Origin of the sequence: Corynebacterium sp. HMSC078H07, from assembly GCF_001812805.1 — a bacterium.
GTDB lineage: Bacteria > Actinomycetota > Actinomycetes > Mycobacteriales > Mycobacteriaceae > Corynebacterium.
In genome coordinates this window covers 57,213-76,679 of sequence record NZ_KV810513.1, presented here as the reverse complement: position 1 = coordinate 76,679, position 19,467 = coordinate 57,213, and the positions used below count along the sequence as shown (strand labels likewise).

The following is a 19,467-nucleotide window of genomic DNA, read 5'->3' as shown; positions in this document are numbered from 1 at the left end:
GTTCCTACCGCTCGCGATCGTGCTGTCAGGTGCTGTGAGGGGCTGTGAACCACTGTTGTTCCTCGAACTTTCATCGTCGTGTGCGGAACCCACGTAAGGGAGGCGCACTCCAATCAGGACGAGTTCATATTACACATTCAGGTTAGGCTACCCAAAGTCAATATAGGGTAGGCTCCACTTTTCTTAGAGGCGGCAGAGCATAAAAAAGACCCTGCCGTGAAGGTGTCCACGACAGGGGTGCTCGCGCTGCGCCGTCGGCGCAGCGTCCGTGAAAGGAGGACGCTTAGCGGCGCTCAGCCAGCAGGCGCTGCAGCTCCTTAATGTCGGACTTGCGGCGCTTGGAGCGGAAGACGGAGAAAGCGATGAGTCCTACGACGGCAGCGCCGACGCCAGCGAGCGCCATCTGCACGTTGCGGTCCTGCAGCTTCTGGGTGGCAGCCCCCTTGGCGTCGTCCACGAAGTTCTGCGGCTTGCTACGGTAAGCCAGCTCATCCAAGGTGCTAGCCAGCTGACGGCGGGTGCGCTCGATGTCGCGCTGGATATCATCAATGTTGCGTGCCACGGGAAATCTCCTGAGATTTTGACTGTGTTTTTGTTCTAACGTCGACATTCTACATTGACCCCAGCGTTGCCCGCATGTCTACTCGCGGGGTGGGTAGGCCCGCGATCACGGTAGGGTGGGGACCATGACTGAAGCACAACGACTGTCTGTAGGAGACACCGCACCAGCCTTTTCCTTGAGCGACGATGCCGGCAACACCGTGAGCCTGAGCGACTTTGCCGGCCAGCGCGTCGTGGTCTACTTCTACCCGCGCGCCAATACCCCTGGCTGCACCAAGGAGGCCTGCGATTTCCGCGATAGCCTCGAGCAGCTCAACGGAATGAATATCGCCGTCGTAGGCATTTCCCCCGACAAGCCGGAGGCCCTGGCAAAGTTCCGTGAGGACCACGAACTGAACTTCCCCCTTCTGTCTGACCCCGACAAGGAAGTCATGACCGCTTATGGCGCTTTCGGGGAGAAGAAGAACTACGGCAAGGTTGTCCAAGGCGTTATCCGTTCCACCTTCCTCGTGGAAGAAGACGGCACCATTGGCCAGGCCATGTACAACGTGAAGGCCACCGGCCACGTTGCCCGCGTGCTTAAGGGGCTCAACTAGACCGTGGAATCCAGCTCAAAGTCACCGGAGATACTGGTCCCGAGGCGTCGGCCAGCGCAGGCGCGCAGCCGCGCCAAATATGACCGGATTTTGTCCTGCGCGCGTCAGACGCTCGTGGACCATGGCTTTGAGTCTTTTACCTTCGACGAGGTCTCGCGCCGCGCGGAGGTACCCATTGGCACGCTGTACCAATACTTTGCCAACAAGTATGTGCTAATTTGCGAGCTTGACCGCCAAGATACCGCGGAGATGTTGGCAGAAGTCGAGCGTTTCTCGCATCGCGTTCCAGCACTTCAGTGGCCGGACTTTCTCGAGGAATTCATCGACCGCATGGCGCGAGTGTGGCGCAATGACCCCTCACGCCGTGCGGTGTGGCATGCCGTGCAATCCACGCCGGCTACCCGTGCCACGGCCGCCGACACGGAGCTCAGCCTGCTCAAGCCCATCGCGGAGATCATCAAGCCCCTAGCCCCCGACATGGACGATGCCGCCCGGATAGAAATCGCGGCCTTCCTCGTCCACACGGTGGTGTCCTTGCTCAACTACAGCATCATGCGCTCCGAAGACAGCGTCGACGGCGTCGTGGAGGAGATAAAGCGCATGCTCATCGCTTACCTCTTCGCTATTGCGACTGGCGGCTAAGAATGACCGTGGCGGTGGCGTAGTCGCCGTCATGGCTGATGGTGAGCGCTGTGGTGTACTCCCCCAAGGAGTCGTGGGCTTGGCTGGCTATCTCCCCGCGCAGTGCTAAGGCCACGCGGCCCCAGGCGTCGGGGCGGACCTCAATCTCTGCCCAGACCACGTCCTCCTCTGCCATGACCGGAGCACTCCCATAGAGCGCCTGGGACCATGCCTTGATAAAAGCTTCCTTGGCGGCCCAGCGCCCAGCCAGGTGCTGCGCACGGGCCTCCCCATCCATCCCTCGGGACTGTGCGACGCGTAGCTCGAAGGCACTAAAGACCCGCTCGAAACTCGTGCCCGGGGTATCCAGCTGCTGGGCAAAGGAGGGAATGTGCACTAGGTCGGTGCCCACGCTCACGCCGCTTACTGTCATGCGGGCTAGCTTAGCGCGCCAGCTCCTGCTTGAGCTCCTCCAGCTCATCGCCGCCGGCCATCCACTGGGTCAACTCAGGAAGGGTAACGTCCGCCTTGGCGGCATCTAAGGACATCTCTCCCACGGTCAGGACCACGAAATGGTCGCCCACCAGATAGGCGTGCTGCGGATTGTGAGTAATAAACACCACGCCCATGCCGCGCTCGCGGGCAGCGTTAATGAATCGCAGCACCATGCCGGACTGCTTTACGCCGAGCGCGGCGGTGGGCTCGTCCAGGATGATGTAGCGCGCGCCGAAGTAGATGGCACGCGCGATGGCGACCACCTGGCGCTGGCCGCCGGAGAGTGCGGAGAGTTCCACGGAGACGTCGCCAAGCACAATGCCCATCTCAGCCAGCTGGTCGTGCGTAATGCGCTTCATTTCTTCCTCGCGTAAGAGCCCCAAGGGACCGGTCAGCTCCTGACCCAGGAAGAAGTTGCGCCACACCGACAGCGAGGGCACCAAGGCCAAATCTTGGTACACGGTGGCAATACCAGCATCGAGAGAATCACGCGGGCTGTCGAAGTGAACCTCGCTTCCATCGACAGTGATGGTGCCACCGGTGGGCTGGTTGAGGCCCGCCAGAATCTTGATCAGCGTGGATTTGCCCGCGCCGTTGTCACCTAAAACGCAGGTCACCGCACCTTCCTGCACGGAGAGGCTAATGCCGCGCAGGGCGTGGAAGTTGCCGAAAGTTTGGGAAATATCGTGCAGCTCAATCATGGTTTATCGCCTCTTGGTGAAGTTGGCTACCGACGTATTCGTCAGCACGGCAAAAAGCAGCATGGCGCCGAGGAAGAACTTGAACCAGTCCGGGTTCCAGCCCGCATACACGATGCCCTGATTGGTCATGCCGAAGATGAGCGCGCCGATGGCGGTGCCCACCGCGGTACCGCGACCGCCGGTCATGGAACAGCCACCGATAACGGCGGCGATGATGTAAAGGAACTCGTTACCAATGCCCTGGCCTGCCTGGATAGAGTCAAAAGCAAAAAGCGTATGCATGCCCACAAACCACGCGGCAAAACCGACGAACATAAACAGCGCCACCTTGACGCGGCGCACGGGAACGCCTACGGCACGGGCGGCAGCATCGTCACCTCCGACGGCGAAGATCCAGTTTCCCCAGCGCGTTTTGTACAGTACCCACGAGGCAATCGCCACAAAAAGGATCCACCACAGGACCGTGGCACGGATACTCAACGAGCCCACGTGGAGGGTGCCAGCGAATACGACCCTCGCGGAGGGAAAACCTTCCATATCCGCGATGGTGGGCGTGGCCACCTGGCCGGTGACCAGCTTGGTGATGGCCAGGTTAAGGCCCTGCAGCATGAGGAAGGCTGCCAAGGTGATGAGGAAGGAATCAATCTTGGTGCGCGTGACCAACAAGCCGTTAAGTGCGCCGATGGCCAGCGCGGTGAGCAGAGATAGTCCCACACCTACCCAGGAGTTGAGGTGGAAATTGTAGTTGAGCATCGTGGCCACGAGTGCTGCCGAGGTCACGGCCACTCCGGAAGACAGGTCGAACTCGTTGCCGATCATGAGCAGGCCCACCGCGAGGGCCACAATGCCCAGCGTGGAGCTGGCATACAACACCGTGGAGAACGCCTCCAGGGAACGGAAGGCGGGGGCGACGATCATGAACAGGGCAAAGATGACGACCGCGCCGAGCAGGCTGGCCAACTCTGGGCGGCGGATAAGACGGGAGAATCCGCTGCGTTGGGTCAGGCGGGTATCGCCTGTGCTTGCCAACGCCTCCCCGTCACCCTTCACCGGCACTGCCTGGCTCATCGCAGGCCCTCCTTTGCCGACTCAGAAATGATGTCGACATTGGTGGAATCTACGAAGGACGGACCGGTGTAGACCGGGCGGCCGCCGCCCAGAGTGGATCCGTTGCGGTGCGCTAGCCACAGGGCGTCGACAGCAAAGTAGCCCTGCATGTAGGGCTGTTGGTCCACGGCCCATTGCACCTTGCCGTCCGCGATGGCGCCGACAAGCTCAGCGTTGGTGTCGAAGGTGGCGACCTTGGCTTCGGAACCAGCATCCGCCACTGCGGCGGTCGAGCGCATAGCAACCGAGGCCTGCAGGGCCATGACCCAGTCGATGGACTTATCTTGCGCCAGCTTGGCGTTGATGGTGGACTGCGCGGCGGTGAGGTCCTTGCCGTTGACGTAGAGGATCTCCACCTTTCCGCCGGTCATTCCTTCCTTCAGGCCCGCGCAGCGCGCCTCCTGGGAGGAGTTGCCTTGCTCGTGAATGACGCACAGAGCGTGTTGAGCGTCCTCGGATTTGAGGCGCTCGCCTGCCTTGGTGCCCGCGACCTTTTCTTCTTGTCCGAAGAAAGCACTCATGCCGTACTTTTGGTAATCATCCATGCCGGCGTTGAGCCCCACGGTGGGGATTCCAGCGTCGGCGGCCTTCTTGGCCACAGGGCCGATAGCGCCCGCATTCGGCATGGTCACGGCGATGCCGTCCACGCCAGAGTCGATGGCGGACTGGACAAGGTTGGCCTGGTTGGGTGCCTCCGGGTCGGAGGAATAGCGCAGTTCGATGTTGTCCTTGCGCGCGGCATCCTCCGCGCCCTTGCGTACAAGGTCCCAGTACGTGTCACCCGGCGCGCCGTGGGAGACCATGGCGACAACGAGACGTTCGGTATCGACGCCTCCGGCTAGTTCGCCGTCGGCGCTGGGGCGGGGTGCGCCGCCGGTGGCGGAGCACCCCCCAATCGTGGCGGCGAGGGCAACAGTAATAACACCAAGTAAAGGTTTTGTGCTGATTTTCACCCTTGCATGGTGCCCCAGCCCGCACCTCGGGTTCAACCCATCTGACCTGCTTCTTTATCGTTTCAGACGGTGCACGCTGGGGGTATCCGGCGGCTTTCTACCCCCGCTCGGCGTCGGGTTCGAGTACGCCGTTGCGCATTCGCGCGCCTTCACTGAGCAGCACGGCAGCCTCGCGTTCCTTAACCTCCGCGGCGTCGCCGCCGCTCAAGTTGCGCTCGACTGGCCTTTGGTACAGCGCTGGCCCTCCCCGCATGGCTTCCTCGAGGCGGCGTAAGCCAGAGCGTTCTCGCGCCTCGGCTTTGTCACGCCAGGCCTGTGCATAATCCTCACCGTATTCAGCCACGAGTGCCGTCATGAAGGCCTCTGGGTGCACGACCGCAATGAGCGCGGAGACATGGCCGAAGCCCAAGGACGTCACCAGCCCCGCTTTGGGTGGGGTCCGGCGCAGGTCCAGCGGCTGGCGCAGCCACACGAGGTGCTCGTGACGGCGCAGTTCCGGATCCACGCAGTCCAGCGAACGGTTTGGCGGAACGATACCTCCGCGCAGCACCTGGCAGAGTCCAATGAGCTGGAAGGCCGCAGCTCCGCCCTTGGCGTGGCCGGTCAGGGTCTTTTGTGAGATAACGTAGAGCGGGTTCCCGTCGCTGCGACCGAGGGCACGCGCGATGCGCTCATGGAGGTCGGACTCGTTGGGGTCATTAGCACTCGTGGAGGTGTCATGTTTGGATACCACCGCGATGTCGTCTGGCGCCACACCGAGTTCCTGCAAGGAACGCGCGAGGCGCGATTCGGCTCCGCCACGCGCGGCCGACAGTGCGCCAAGGCCCGGCGCGGGGATGGAGGTGTGCGCGCCGTCGGCGAAGGACTCGGCAAAGCCCACCACGCCGAGGACCGGCAGGCCCAGCTCCGCGGCTAAACTTCCGCGCGCAAGCAGCAGCGTGCCGCCACCTTCAGACTCGACAAAGCCGCCGCGGCGGCGGTCGTTAGCTCGGGAGAAGAAGCGGTGCTCGATACCCTTGGCCTCCATTTCTGAGCTATCAGCGGTGGCTGCCATGTCGCCGAAGCCTGTAATCCCCTCGACGGAGAGGGCATCAATTCCGCCGGCGACAACGAAATCCGCCTTATGCAGGCGCAGCTTGTCCACCGCCGCCTCAACGGAGACCGCCGCCGTCGCGCATGCTGCCACTGGATGCACCATCTGGCCGTAGCCGCCGACGTAGGACTGCATCACGTGCGCGGCAATGACGTTGGGCAGGGCTTCCTGCAGAATGTCGTGCTGGCGAGGATGGGCCAGGAGCTTATCGACGTACAACGAACGCAACGCCTCCTGCCCCGCCATCCCGGTTCCCTGGGTGGAGCTCACCCGCGCCGGGTGGACGTGAGCAAGTAACTCGGCTGGGCTAAAGCCGGCTGCGAGGAACGCCTCGATGGTGCATACAAGGTTCCATAGTGCCAGGCGGTCCACGCTATCCAGCATGTCCGCGGGGATGCCGTAGACCGCAGGATCGAAGCCTTCCGGAATCTGGCCTCCGACGAATCGCGTCATGGCTACGCGCCGCGGCACGCGTACAGCGGACCCGGCAGGGCGGGTCACCTGCCATTCAGCCTCACCGCCGGGGCTCGTGAGCACTCGCCGCATTGTTGCGCCCTCGCAGCTATCCACGAAGGACTGTGCGGTGGCTTCATCCTCCACGGCGAAGGTGATCGGTTTCTCCAGGTAGATGGTGGTGAGTTCAGGCGCGAGATTATCCACCATGGGCAGGTGTGGGCCGAAGTCATCGTGGAAGCGGCGCACGCCGATGCCGGCAAGGACCTCATCGTGGAAGCGGTCGTAGATATCTTCCTCTGCGATTTCTTCGCCCTCCGGCGTGGTCCACGCTGCCGAGGAGTCATCCCACGTCACGAGGCCACGGCTCCACGCCAGCTCCAGAACGCCTGTGGCGGAGAGATCACCGCTGACTTCCGCCTCGAAGCGCGTTCGCGAAGTGCCTAGCGGGCCCAGCTCCCCTGCTCCCACGATGACGACCATATCTTCCAAGGACTGGCTAACCCCATCGAAGCTGGGTGTCGTCCACTCCAGTGGCGCAAGCACATTCGGCAGAGCCTTGACGGTGCGCGGCGCTGGGCTGGGGGACTTGGTGGGGGTCGGGGAGACGTCGCCAAGCGCGGCGTCGCGAGCAAGCGCAGCGAAGTCCAGGTCGGCCCCAGCCAAACCGCCTGTGAAGTCCATAACCACCGGCGCTTCGGCAGTCTGGATGAGGATGTCCTCGTTCGCGGCATTATCCACAAGGCACATCGCCATGTCCTTCGCCGAGAAGGTGCTCACGCCGCGGGCCTCAACCTGCTCGACGAGTGGATCGTTGCCCGCCATGAGCCCCGTGCCGCGCACCCAACCAATGAGCGCGTGGACCAGCGAGGTTCGCGCGCCCCAGGTGTTTTGCTCGGAGTGCCAGCGCTGCACGAGGGCATCGAACGCTGCCTTGGCCTCGCCATAGGCACCGTCGCCACCGAAGCGCCCACGATTGGGTGATCCGGGAAGAACCACATGGAGGCGATGCCCCAAGTGGGTATCCGCGCCCAGCGCAGACAGGCCCGCGATGAGCTTTTCTACCGACCACAGCAACAAGCGCATCTGCGCTTCTGCTTCAGGACCAGCCTCCGCCACGGTGCCGCTTACGCGCGGGGCGGCGAAAGGGAAGAGCAGGTCCGGCACGAAGGCCGGCTTGCGCAGCTCGGTCTTTCCGCCCACGGTGGCCGTCTGTTCTGAGCCGATCCACTCCACGAGCGCGTCGATGTCGGCGAAGGAGTTAAGGTTGGCCGGGACTACCCACAGCGCTGCTGTACCAACGGCACGGGTGCGGTACAGTTCCTTGAAAAACTCCAGGCGGCCCGGGGTAAGCTGCGAGGTCGTCGCGATAACGGTGGCGCCTTCGACGAGCAACTCGGAGATGATCTCCGCACCAATCGAGCCCGGCGAGCCACCTGTTACCACGGCCACCTGCCCAGAGTGAAGAAGGAATTCACCGGGTACCTCAGCATCCACCGCTTGATGGTGATAGCCCAGGTACTCGGCCATACGCGCAACCTCTGCGCCAGCACCAAGGACATCAAGGGGCGGATCTTCTACGCCCGCCGCCGCAGCGCGGACAAGGCCCTCGCGGGCATAAGCCCAGCAATCATCAAACAGGACGGCCTTCTTCGCGTCGAAGGCCGGCGCTACGCGCTGCGCCCAGTCCGGGCCCAACTCCGCGGACACGAGTTCAGCGAGGTGCTTGTCATGCACCGCCTCCTCACCGTGCTCAGAGTCGTCACCGTGCGCAGCGTCCTCACGGCCTAGGGCGCCCAGCAGCGAGCGTGCGGAATCCTCGAGTGCGGATTCGAGTCGCTCCGTGTACGCAGCCAGTGCCGCTGGATCCACGACGGTGTCAGCGCTCGCGTGCGACACCCGGGCCACCGTGACGCCCGCGCGGGTGGCGGTGGCGTTAAGGGAGGCGTCGATAAGCTCATCCAGCCCCTTTACGGTGGTAGCAGCGCTGACGGGTAATGTGGCCAGCTCCCCGCCGCGCAGGGACACGCCCTCCCGGCTGCCCAGCACGAGCTCCGCCAGTGTGTGGTCGACCCAGCCCGGTCCCAGACCCCACTCATTGTTCACACGCTCGGCAATATATCCCGGCTTCTTTCCCGCCGGTCCGGTCACGCGGCGCACGGCCTGCGCCACCTGCTCGGTGAGCACCGGGCCAAACGCGTGATAGCCCGGCGCGCGCTGCGCCACGGTCTGCGCCAGCTCGCTCACCGGCATATCCGCCGCACCATCGATGGCGGCGATGCCGAACTCTACGCCTAGGTCCAACAGCAGCTGGTTGCGGCGAGAGGATACGCCCTCCACCAAACCTTCAATCGTGTCGGTGGCCGCAATCTGATCAGGACGCACCTTCGTCCATAGCGCGATAAGCATCTCAACCGCCTGCTGTGAGCTCAGCGGCTGGTCAGTAACCTTTTCGGTCGCGGCAAGGGGGGTGGCTGTGTGGGTAGCCGACAGCTCATCGGCCGCGAGCTGTGGTGTGGGCTGTGCCGGATGAGAATGCTCGTCAGCCGGCACGGTCTCACGCGCCGGCACCGAGTCTGTAACAGTGTCCTCGGCGAACACCCGGGCATGGTCGCGCTCGGTGTTGAGGACCTCGACCTGAACACCGTCATATTCCGGCAAGCTAAGAGTCTGCCCCATCATGTTGGCCACGGTGGGAGCGTGCCCCACCCCAACCTCGACGAAGCGCTCTATGCCTAAGCCCGGAAGCCCGGCCGCAGTCTTCGCATGACGCGGGGTCAGCAGCAGGTCCTGCGTTTCGATCCAGCGCACCGGGGAGGCAAACTGCCAGGCCAGCAACTCCACCAGCAGTGTGCGGCCTAGTTTCTGCGGGTGCTCCGCGGCTGCTGCGAAGTCCTCCAGGATGGCCGCGATACGCGGCGAATCAACAACGTCCGCAATGGCTTCCACGAAATCACGGTCCACGGCGAAGGGTCGGGCGACAAGGTTGGGGATGTAGCGCCCCACCAGCACATCCAGGTCGATATCCTGCGGGATGAGCTCATCCAGGTGGGCGCGGAAGTCATCCACCCCGTCCACCAAACGTGAGGAGTGGAAAGGCACATCAATGCCCGGGATGGGAACGAAGGCACGTTGGCCAGGAGCCCAGTGTTCGGCGTTCTCCTCGATGGCAATAAGGCCGTCCACCGTGCCGGCAATGGCGTACTGGCGTCCGGCCACGTTGTAGTTGACCACCTCGAGAAACTCCCCGGTGACCTCAATGGTTTCGGCGATGTAGTCCGTGACCTCATCGGCGCGCATCCCCATCTTGTGGGGCCTTAGCGCGCCCAGCCCGTAGCGCGAATAGCCCTCGGCGTCACGCTCCACGAGCCGGTCCATGGTGAGGCCACGCACATAGACGATCTCCAACACGGCCTCGAGAGAAAGTACCTCGGCGTAGGCAGCCAGCGCGTTGTACTCGCCTACGGAATGCCCGCCAAAGGCCGCCGTGTTATCCAGAACCCCGGCCTCCTTCAGCGCAGCAATCTGCGCGCAGCCCAGCGTGGCCATTGCTACCTGCGTGAACTGGGTAAGGTACAGCACACCATCGGGATGGGAATACGTCGTTCCACGCACGGCCACGGTATCCGGGTTATTCCGCACGATCTCCAGAATGGAAAAGCCCAGATGCTGCCTCGTGTGCGCGTCGGCGCGCTCCCACACCGCGCGTGCGGCGGGAGAAGTTCCATACTCCTGCATCCCCATCCCCGGAGCCTGGATTCCCTGGCCGGGGAAGGCATAAAACGTGCGTGGTGTGCTCATCGTGGCACGTGCCTCCAGCACCACCACGCCGTCACTGGACGCGGTCACGGAGCGGACCTCGCCGTGGCCGCTGCGCTTATCAACGCCCACCCGGTCCACCACCAGCTCCACCTCACTGCCCGGGCGTACCGGCGCGAGCATGGTCGCAGACCACTGCAGGACTCGGGTGCCATCGAAGGCGGCGGCAGTTTGCGCCAGCGCCGAGGTCCACATGCCATGTGCAATGGGGCCATCGTCTAGACCAGCCAATGCTGCAGCATTCGCAGACGTGTGAATGGGGTTATGATCCCCTGTCACCACAGCGAAAGGACGCATGGAGTCAGGCGCCGTAACGGTGAGGCGGTGGCGGAACGACCGCGGGGTCTCCCGAACGAACTCCACGAGGCCGTCAGCGGCGTCGTCTGCGCCCGGCGCAACACGAGTGCCGGTGCGGCCGGGGATGAGGAAACGTTCGCGCAGCCGGGCGAAGTTGCCCTCGTGCTCAATGTTCACCGCGACCTCAACCTCGCGGCCTGAGAGCGTATCCCACACGCCGCGCAGGCGGGCGGTGGCCTGTACCTGTAGGGGATCCGCCCCCGGCACTGCCGCAGCCGCGGCGGCGAGAAGCCCCGCGGCCCCGTCGACCAGTTCCAGCGAATGCTCAAGGTGGACAAGGTTAAGCAGCCCTTCAACCACGGGTTCCCCCACCGCACCATGTTCGCCGGCCGCACCCTGATCACTGGCCGTGCGGGCTTCTGCAATGACGGCAAAAACAGCCGGCCAAGCAGTACCTACCAAGACGTCGGGCACAACTGGGCCATCGGCGCTACCGCCACTGGTCACAGAGACATAGTTCGCAAAGTGCGCTGCATCGAGCGTGGCCGTGACCGTAGCGCTGCCGTGGTCTACCTCCGGCAGTGTTCCCCCAGCAGCCACACGGGCCAGCTCTCGCATGGCAGAGGCCGCATCCTCGGCGCTGACGACGGGCGAAGCGCCCGGCACGCTCGGCGCGGTGATGCGCACGCGCAGCGCAGCATCAGCGTCCGCACCGCCGTGAGCACCGCCACGAGCACTGAGGCCTAAAGGCACGGTGAACCAGAAGTCCGCGGAGTCGGTGCTTACCGATTCGAGAGTCGCGCCGGACAGGTTGAGACGCAGTGGGTTTGCCTGCTCGCGGCCCGCCCAGTTGAGGCAAGGAGCTTGGCGAATGAGTTCCTCAGCGCTGGGCACAGGAGCATCCAGGTCTGGGGTAGGAGCTGCTGAAAGCAGGTCGATGGTGGCCTGCTCGAAGCGCTTCAGCAACTGCGCGACCGGCTCGTTGGCGCGCTCAATGCCCTCCACGCCTGCTGTACCTGGGATGATGCAAACACTATCGGCATCGAAATGCTCGTCGTGGGCCTGCCACAAGGAATCCTGGCGGAAGCGGCGGCGCACGGCAGCATCGATAATCGGCACAAACCCCGGTGGCTTACCGGGGCCGTCGACAAGGGACACGAACCACGCGGCATCCGTCGGATGAAGGGCAGCGTCGCCGTAAAGCTCAACAAGCTCATCAATAGCGGCCGCGGGGTCGACGGAATCGACTGTGACCTGCAGGGTTATCTCACCGTGGTCGACCTCGTGCAGGCGGGCTTCAGTACGCGCCACCATGTGCTCGAAGCGAGTGCACCACGATTCATCCGCCCAGCCGTCGTGGAAGGACAACTCCACATAGCGCTGCAGCCATTCGGCGTAGTTCATAGTGTCGAGGTCCCCGAAGTAGGGCTTGCAAGTTCTCGCCAGGGCTGCACTGATCTCTTCGCGGTGGGCAGACACCAGCTCCTCATCACCCGCGACCGCATCGAGCAGCCGCCCGGCGCAAGCGAAGGAGTTGTCCAGCTCATGGATGCTAGCGCCGAGGTCGGAACGGCCCGAAATGACATCGTGTTCCGTGGCAGCAACGAGTGTCTGCTTCACCGACTCCGACGCCGTGGACTCCGCGGTGGCCATGGCGGCGGTGCCGATCATGATGGCGTCGACAGGCGCTGCAGGCAGGCCAATGCGTCGCGACCACTCGCCGGTGAGATACTCCGCGCCCTGCGCTGGGGTGGCGATGCCGCCGCCGACGGCCAGCAAGACGTTGGGGTGCCGGCGGATGTCGTTATAGGTGGCAGCCAGCAGCTCGTCGAGGTCCTCGGCGGAGTGGTGGCCTCCAGCTTGTCCGCCTTCTACCTGCATAATGAGCGGAGTGGGAACGGTACGGGCGATGGCCAGCACCTGCTTGATCTGTTCCACTGTGCCGGGTTTGAAAGCTACCCACGGGAAGTTCTCCGCGTGGAGACGCCGTACCAGGTCACATGCCTCCTCGTGTGGCGGGATGCCTGCGGAGATGACTACGCCGTTGAGCGGCGCCCCCGCTGCACGCGCTCGCGGAATGGCACGCTGGCCTTCAATTTGGCGCCGCCACTGCGAAGCGGATAGGTACAGAGCATTGAACTGGGCATTAACCCCCGGCGCGAGGAGACGTGCGAGCCTCTCCAGGTTCTGGTTCAGAATGTCATCGGTGTGCTGGCCACCGCCGGCAAGCTCCGCCCAGTGCCCAGCATTGGCGGCCGCGGCAACGATTGCCGGATCCACCGTGGTTGGTGTCATGCCGGGCAGCATGACCGGGGAGTAACCTGTCGTTTCAGTAAAACGTGTGGAGAGGCGTCCGCCGACGAGGCGCGGCGCGTAATCGGACCAGGATGCCGGCACAGCAGGGGCACGGCCGGGCTCGAAGAGCTGCGTTTGTCCCTCAGCGGTACCCACGGCGAGGGTTCCCACACCACGTCCGGCCACCGCTTCGCGGGTTAGCGGCTCAACGCCGCGGGTGGGGCCCACCTCTAGAATCCAGCGCGCGCCGGCGGCAACCGCCTCGGCGACGCGAGCAGGCCAATCAACGGTATCCGTGAGCACCGCGCAGGCAAGCTCGCCGGCAAGCATGGCATCGAGCTCGAGGGCGGCGGCCCAGCGCTCCACCTGCTCCACAGCTATGGCTAGGGCCGGATGATGGAAGGCGGCATCAACATCAAGGTCCGTGAAGGTTACCTGTTCATCTGCCATGCTGCGGCGCACGCGGGCAAGCTCCTCCGGGGTGCCTACGATGACGCTGCGTTCACGGCCGTTGATAAGACCGATATGGGCACCTAGCTCGTGGAGTTGTTCCCGCGTAGCTCCGTCAACCGCCACCATGGGCGCTCCCTGCGCGGTACGCACAAGCCCGTGAATACGGGCAGTCGTCGTCAACGCGGCACCAATGAGCCGGGCTATGGCGAGCGCTTCGGCTGGGGTTGCGCGACCAGACGCCACAGCGGCGGCAAGCACGCCTTGGGAATGACCGATGCTCAGCACAGCCTCAGTTGTATCTAGGCCCTGTGCCCGCACAGACTCCAGGACTGCGAGCTGAGCGCACACGATGCCCGGGGTGGACGCAGCAGGGGAGGATAGCGCGAACCCAGGCTCGGCCTCCGCCCACGCTAGTGGTGCAAAGCCGTGCGGGGAGGAGGGAAGGAGGGCGGCGCCAAGCGGAGCGAGTATCTCTTCCGCGTCGGCGAGATACGTTGCAATCTGCGGCCGCACCCCCGCAGCGAGTGCCTCCCGGAGGGTAGGCAACCAGGCAAAACCCTGGCCGGAAAAGGACAGCGCATAAGGTGCCTCGCTTACTCCTGGCGCAGCGATGTTTGGGATATCCACGCGCGCTATTCCCCCAACACACGCGCTACACGTTGCGCCGCTTCCTCAAGGGAGGGCTGCGTATGGGGCTTGGGCAGGCCGCAAAAGACCTGGCAGGCGTGGTCCGGAACGACCTCGGCCGAGCGGGACAGGCCACGTTCAGCGAGGTACTCGTCAAAGAACATATCGATACTCATACCGACATCAGATTCTACCCACTAGGATCAATGCGTCATGGCCTCTCGCACCCCCTTCTTTCTCGCAGCTCTTCTCAACGTCCTCGTTGCTGCATTGGTGGTGTGTGGCCTCCTGCTCTCCTCCCCGACCGAGCAGTCAGACACTGCGCAGGGCAACGCGCCCTCATCAACGCGCGAGGAGCCCACGAGCACTCCTAAGGAGGACAGTCCCGAGGTTGACGCAGACAGACGCGAGGTGTCTAAAGCCTTGGCCGCGCTGGACTCCCTGGAGGTCAAAGGCCGCGCGCCGATGACGGATTACGATCGCGCGCAGTTTGGGCAGGCGTGGTCCGACGATGTCACCGTCGAGTTTGGCCATAATGGCTGCGATACTCGCAACGACATCCTCCGCCGTGACCTGGATAATCTCATAGTCAAGGAAGGCACCTTTGACTGTGTAGCGATGTCCGGCACGTTGGATGACCCATACTCCGGGCAGGTCATCGACTTTCAGCGTGGGGCGGGGACATCCGAGGCCGTGCAGATTGACCACGTTGTCGCGCTGGCCGACGCCTGGCAGAAAGGCGCCCAGCAATGGTCGCCCGAGCAGCGCCGCAATTTTGCTAATGATCCTCGCAATCTCCTCGCCGTCGACGGACCGCTTAACCAACAGAAGGGCGCCGGCGATGCCGCCACATGGCTGCCGCCCCACAAGCCTTTCCGCTGTGAGTATGCACAGCGCATCGTTGAGGTGAAGGCGGCATATGGCGTGTGGGTGACCGAGGCAGAGAAAGAAGCGCTCAGCCACCTCCTGCAGGAGTGTTGAGGGCTACCCCCTTCCTCCCCCGCATATTATTCACCCGCCCCCTATGCATTAACACAGGTTAACGGCCCTGCGAACAACATGCGCAGCATGCCGGTTTGCCCACTTCGCAGAAATACCTATAGGCCTATCAGTATGCAATTAATACAGAGCCCAGGCCGGGCAACTACCCCCTCATGAAAGAAAAATAATCATTATTCTTTAGCTGGCTCACATTTCTTTTATTATGTGATACAGCACCTAGTCTGAGGTCTAGGTCACAAGATCGGCGTTAATGCGTCGTGCTTCTCACAAGAGTTGTTTGCCAAAATTCACCTGCGAAGGAACCGTGATGTTCAAGTACATCATCAAGAAGACCGCCAGTTGGCTGGTAGTCATCTTCCTCGCGACTAATATCGCGTACCTCCTGGCCGCTACATTCCTCGATCCCAGATCGAACTACATGAGCCGCAACCCACCGCTAGAGCCCGAGGAGATCAGTCGCATCCTCACCCCGCTCGGGCTTAACCCGGAAACCCCGCTGGTGGAACGCTGGTGGGGCTGGCTGTCTAACATCCTCTTCCACTGGGACTGGGGTACCTCCCCTCTTGGTGACCCGGTCAGCGCGCAAATCGCGCACCGCGCCCTCGTCTCCGCACAACTGCTCCTTGTCGCCACTATCTTGTCTGTGGTGATCGGCGTAGGCCTCGGCGTGTATACCGCTTCCCGCCAGTACAAAGCCTCCGACCGCTTCTGGCAGGGCGTCTCCATCATCACCATGAACACCCACGTCGTCGTGGCCTCCATCTTGGTCGTGGCTGGTGGCCTGTGGATCAACCGCGTCACCGGCCACCGCGTGGTCTACGTGACAGGAGCCTCAAGCCTCGGCGTCGAAGGCTTCTTCCCCACACTCCTAGACATGGCGCAACACCTCATCTTGCCGTCCATCTCGCTCATCATCATCAGCTACGCCGGCTACCACATGATGCAGCGAACCCTCCTGCTGGATAATTTGAACGCCGACTATGTGCGCACCGCCCGCGCTAAAGGATTGACCCGTTCCAAAGCCATCCGCAAGCACGCCCTGCGCACCTCCATCATTCCGGTGGCTACCTCCGTGGCTTTCTCCGTCCCCGGCATCTTTACCGGCGCCATCATGACGGAAACCATCTTTGCCTGGAAGGGCATGGGCCAGTACTTCATCGAAACCATTAGCCGCAACGACATCAACGGCACCACTGCCGTTGCTGCCTTCGGTGCCGTCATGATTGCCTTCTCCGCAATCCTGGCAGACCTCGTCGTTGTAGCCCTCGACCCGCGAGTAAGGGTGAGCTAAATGTCTCCAGAGAAGAAATCCACCACCCCACGCTCCGCGGCGCGCCAGCCGCAGCGCCACCGCCGCAACGACCTCGCTATCGACACCGCAGCGGACAACCTCGGCGTGCGCCCGCATGCCGCCACGGCTGACTTTTCACCACAAACCGAGCCCAGTGCGCAGTCCGCACTCGGCTCCGGCGTCGACGTCGATGACGCACAGCGCAAGCAATTTTCCAGCAGCGATTTCCGCGGCACCTCAAAGCTCAAGCTCTACGTGCGCCGCTTCTTCCGCAACAAAGCTGCTGCCATCGGCCTCGTCATCTTCGTGCTGCTGGCCCTGCTATCGATGTTCGGTAGCTACCTCACCCCGTGGTCCTTCGACGAGCCGGACTTCTTTAACCTGGCCACCGGGCCATCCTCCGAGCACTGGTTCGGCACCACCGATTCCGGCAACGATCTCTTCGCGCAGACCGTCCACGGCCTGGGCCGCTCGCTCATCATCGCGCTCATCGTGTCGCTAGCCTCCACGGTGTTGTCCGCTTTCATCGGCGCGGCCGCAGCCATGTACGGCGGTGCGGTGGAAAAGGTCATCCTGGCCGTCATCCACTTCCTGCTGGCCATCCCGACCTTCCTGCTCATCGCCCTGGTGGTCTCCGATTCCGGCGGTGACTGGAAACTACTCATCGTCGTTCTCATTGCCTTCGGCTGGATGTACCCCGCACGCGTCATCTGGGCCATGGCGCTGAGTGTCCGCGAGAACGACTACGTCCGCGCCGCGGACTACATGGGTGTCTCGCGCCTGCGCACCATCTTCCGTCACGTGGTTCCCAACATCGGCTCGCTGCTCATCATCCAAGCGGCCCTGGGCGTGGTGTCCACCATCATGTCGGAGACCGCACTGTCCTTCCTGGGCTTGGGCGTGAAGCTTCCCGACGTCTCCCTGGGCACCCTCCTCGCCGGCGGCGCCAACGCTGTCGAGGCCTCGCCCTGGCTCTTCTACTTCCCTGCAGGCATCCTCACGCTGCTGACCGTGTCCATGGCATTTATCGCCGACGGCCTGCGCGACGCTATTGACCCCAACTCGAACTCCGGAGGCCGAGCATGACCCCGCAGAATACTGCACACACCGCCAACGCCGTCCCGGCTAGCCGCGGCAGCGATTTCGCTTCGTCCACCGAGCCAGTACTGTCCGTGCGTAACCTGTCCGTCACCTTCCCCTCGGAGGCCGGTTCCGTCCACGCGGTGCGTGGCGTCGACTTCGATCTCACGCCTGGGCGCACCCTCGCCATCGTGGGCGAGTCCGGTTCTGGTAAGTCTGTCACCTCAATGGCGGTTATGGGCCTGCTGCCCGACTACGCCAAGGTGGAAGGTTCTGTGGTCTATGCCGGCACCGAGCTCATCGGCAAGACCGACAAGGACATGTCGAAGATCCGCGGCAAGGACATCGCCATGATCTTCCAGGATCCGCTCTCCTCCCTGACTCCGGTGTTCTCCATCGGCGACCAGCTCATCGAGGCAATCCAAACCCACCGCGATGTCTCCAAGAAAGAAGCGGAAAAGGAAGCTATTCGCCTGCTCGAGCTCGTCGGCATCCCGGAGGCTGACAAGCGCGTGAAGTCCTTCCCGCACGAGTTCTCCGGTGGTATGCGCCAGCGCGTGGTCATCGCCATCGCCATGGCAAATAACCCGCGCGTCATCATCGCCGACGAGCCCACCACCGCCCTCGACGTCACCATCCAGGCCCAAATCCTGGAGGTCCTCAAGGTCGCGCAGCGCGAAACTGGCGCCGCGGTCATCATGATTACCCACGACATGGGTGTCGTGGCCGGCACCGCTGACGACGTCCTCGTCATGTACGCCGGGCGCCCGGTGGAGCTGGGCAATGTCGACACCATTTTCAACCACCCCAAAATGCCCTACACCGTTGGCCTTTTGGGTTCCACTCCGCGCGTGGACAAGGCCACCGATGAGCCACTCACTCCCATCGCCGGTACCCCACCACGCCTCATCGAGGTTGCTGCCGAGTGCCCCTTCGCCGACCGCTGCCCGGTCGTGAAGGATGAGTGCCGCACCGTGGAGCCAGAGCTGCGCGCGCTTGACGACGCCCCCAACCACTTCGCCTCCTGCCTACGCTCCGATGAAATTGAGGACGGCACGATTGGCGGCGAGCGCATGTACCCACTGCCGAAGATTTCCGCCGATACCTTGGGCGATACTCCCTACGAGCAGCGGCCGGTTACCTTGGAGGTCAAAAACCTGGTCAAGGACTTCCCGCTCATCAAGGGAGCGATTCTCAAGCGCCGCGTCGGCACCGTCCATGCGGTCAAGAACGTCAGCTTCGACGTGCACCAGGGAGAGTGCTTCGCCATCGTGGGCGAATCCGGCTCTGGCAAGACCACCACACTGCTGGAAATCATGGACCTCAACCCGCCGGAGGGCTCCACCATCGTGGTCAACGGCACCAACACGTCCGGCTTGAGTGCGTCGGCACGCCGCAAGCTGCGCAAGGACATCCAGATCGTCTTCCAGGACCCAATGAGCTCGCTCAACCCGCGCATGACCATCCGCGAGATCATCGCTGAGCCGCTGGAGTCGCTGGGGTACGAGGGGGACGTCGGCCAGCGCGTGGCTGAGCTGATGAAACTCGTCGGCCTTGAGTCCCACCAGGTGGACCGCTTCCCCGGACACTTCTCCGGCGGCCAGCGCCAGCGCATCGGTCTGGCCCGTGCGCTCGCCACCAACCCCTCCATCGTCGTACTCGACGAGCCCGTCTCCGCCCTCGACGTGTCTATCCAGGCCGGCATCATCAACCTGCTGCACGACCTGAAGAACCGCCTGGGTATTTCCCTGGTCTTCGTGGCCCACGACCTCTCCGTGGTGCGCCACCTCTCCGACAAGGTCGCCGTGATGTACAAGGGCGACTTCGTGGAATACGGCCCCACGGACGAGGTCTTCGACAACCCGCAACACGCCTATACCCGCGCGCTGCTCTCCGCCATCCCAGTGCCGGACCCAGCCGTGGAACGTGACCGGGTACGCGAGATTTACCAGCCCGCCGAATCCCCGGCTCAACAAGACTTATAACTAAATACTCCCCGTCTCCATGTTTCCTCTCGAAAGGA

13 protein-coding genes are annotated in these 19,467 nt (G+C 63.2%); 6 read left to right on the top strand and 7 right to left on the bottom strand.

Annotation, left to right across the window (positions count from 1 at the left end):
• Window positions 1-283: 283 nt before the first annotated feature.
• Window positions 284-562 carry a DUF3618 domain-containing protein gene (locus tag HMPREF2875_RS10850; protein WP_039676689.1) on the bottom strand — a complete coding sequence of 93 codons (279 nt, stop codon included), beginning with the start codon at window positions 560-562 and terminating at the stop codon, window positions 284-286.
• A gap of 124 nt (window positions 563-686) precedes the next feature.
• Between HMPREF2875_RS10850 and bcp the strand changes: the two genes are divergently transcribed.
• Together bcp and HMPREF2875_RS10840 are read left to right on the top strand one after the other, a co-directional pair.
• Window positions 687-1,157, top strand: coding sequence for a thioredoxin-dependent thiol peroxidase (gene bcp / locus HMPREF2875_RS10845; protein ID WP_070673076.1), 471 nt, complete (start codon window positions 687-689; stop codon window positions 1,155-1,157).
• Between the two features lie 3 nt (window positions 1,158-1,160).
• A complete protein-coding gene (locus tag HMPREF2875_RS10840) occupies window positions 1,161-1,799 on the top strand; it encodes a TetR/AcrR family transcriptional regulator (protein WP_070673075.1) in 639 nt (212 codons plus the stop codon).
• On the opposite strand, the gene HMPREF2875_RS10835 is transcribed toward HMPREF2875_RS10840, so the two are convergent.
• From HMPREF2875_RS10835 to HMPREF2875_RS13745, 6 genes are all read right to left on the bottom strand, one after another.
• Window positions 1,780-2,211 carry a holo-ACP synthase AcpS gene (locus HMPREF2875_RS10835; RefSeq protein WP_070673073.1) on the bottom strand — a complete coding sequence of 144 codons (432 nt, stop codon included), beginning with the start codon at window positions 2,209-2,211 and terminating at the stop codon, window positions 1,780-1,782. The genes HMPREF2875_RS10840 and HMPREF2875_RS10835 overlap by 20 nt on opposite strands.
• Window positions 2,212-2,221: 10 nt before the next feature.
• Entirely contained in the window at window positions 2,222-2,974 is a 753-nt protein-coding gene (locus HMPREF2875_RS10830) for an ATP-binding cassette domain-containing protein (protein ID WP_070673071.1), read from the bottom strand.
• A 3-nt stretch (window positions 2,975-2,977) separates the two neighbouring features.
• Window positions 2,978-4,042, bottom strand: coding sequence for an ABC transporter permease (locus tag HMPREF2875_RS10825; RefSeq protein WP_070673069.1), 1,065 nt, complete (start codon window positions 4,040-4,042; stop codon window positions 2,978-2,980).
• Window positions 4,039-5,028: a substrate-binding domain-containing protein gene (locus tag HMPREF2875_RS10820; RefSeq protein WP_371327571.1), complete on the bottom strand. Its 990-nt coding sequence runs from the start codon at window positions 5,026-5,028 to the stop codon at window positions 4,039-4,041. The genes HMPREF2875_RS10825 and HMPREF2875_RS10820 overlap by 4 nt, the downstream gene beginning before the upstream one ends.
• Window positions 5,029-5,131: 103 nt before the next feature.
• Complete coding sequence (locus HMPREF2875_RS10815) at window positions 5,132-14,071, bottom strand: type I polyketide synthase (protein ID WP_246817096.1); 8,940 nt, start codon at window positions 14,069-14,071, stop codon at window positions 5,132-5,134.
• 5 nt (window positions 14,072-14,076) lie between these two features.
• On the bottom strand, window positions 14,077-14,247 hold the full coding sequence (locus HMPREF2875_RS13745; protein WP_168165582.1) for a hypothetical protein: 171 nt from the start codon (window positions 14,245-14,247) through the stop codon (window positions 14,077-14,079).
• Between the two features lie 37 nt (window positions 14,248-14,284).
• Between HMPREF2875_RS13745 and HMPREF2875_RS10810 the strand changes: the two genes are divergently transcribed.
• From HMPREF2875_RS10810 to HMPREF2875_RS10795, 4 genes are all read left to right on the top strand, one after another.
• On the top strand, window positions 14,285-15,052 hold the full coding sequence (locus HMPREF2875_RS10810) for an HNH endonuclease family protein (RefSeq protein ID WP_070673062.1): 768 nt from the start codon (window positions 14,285-14,287) through the stop codon (window positions 15,050-15,052).
• 328 nt (window positions 15,053-15,380) lie between these two features.
• Window positions 15,381-16,364, top strand: a complete 984-nt coding sequence (locus tag HMPREF2875_RS10805; RefSeq protein ID WP_070673060.1) for an ABC transporter permease — start codon at window positions 15,381-15,383, stop codon at window positions 16,362-16,364.
• Window positions 16,365-17,450 (top strand): ABC transporter permease, encoded by a 1,086-nt coding sequence (locus HMPREF2875_RS10800; RefSeq protein WP_070673058.1) that lies wholly within the window; start codon window positions 16,365-16,367, stop codon window positions 17,448-17,450. It abuts the gene before it with no gap.
• Window positions 17,447-19,429: an ABC transporter ATP-binding protein gene (locus HMPREF2875_RS10795; protein WP_070673056.1), complete on the top strand. Its 1,983-nt coding sequence runs from the start codon at window positions 17,447-17,449 to the stop codon at window positions 19,427-19,429. Before HMPREF2875_RS10800 ends, HMPREF2875_RS10795 begins: the two co-directional genes overlap by 4 nt.
• Window positions 19,430-19,467 lie beyond the last annotated feature (38 nt).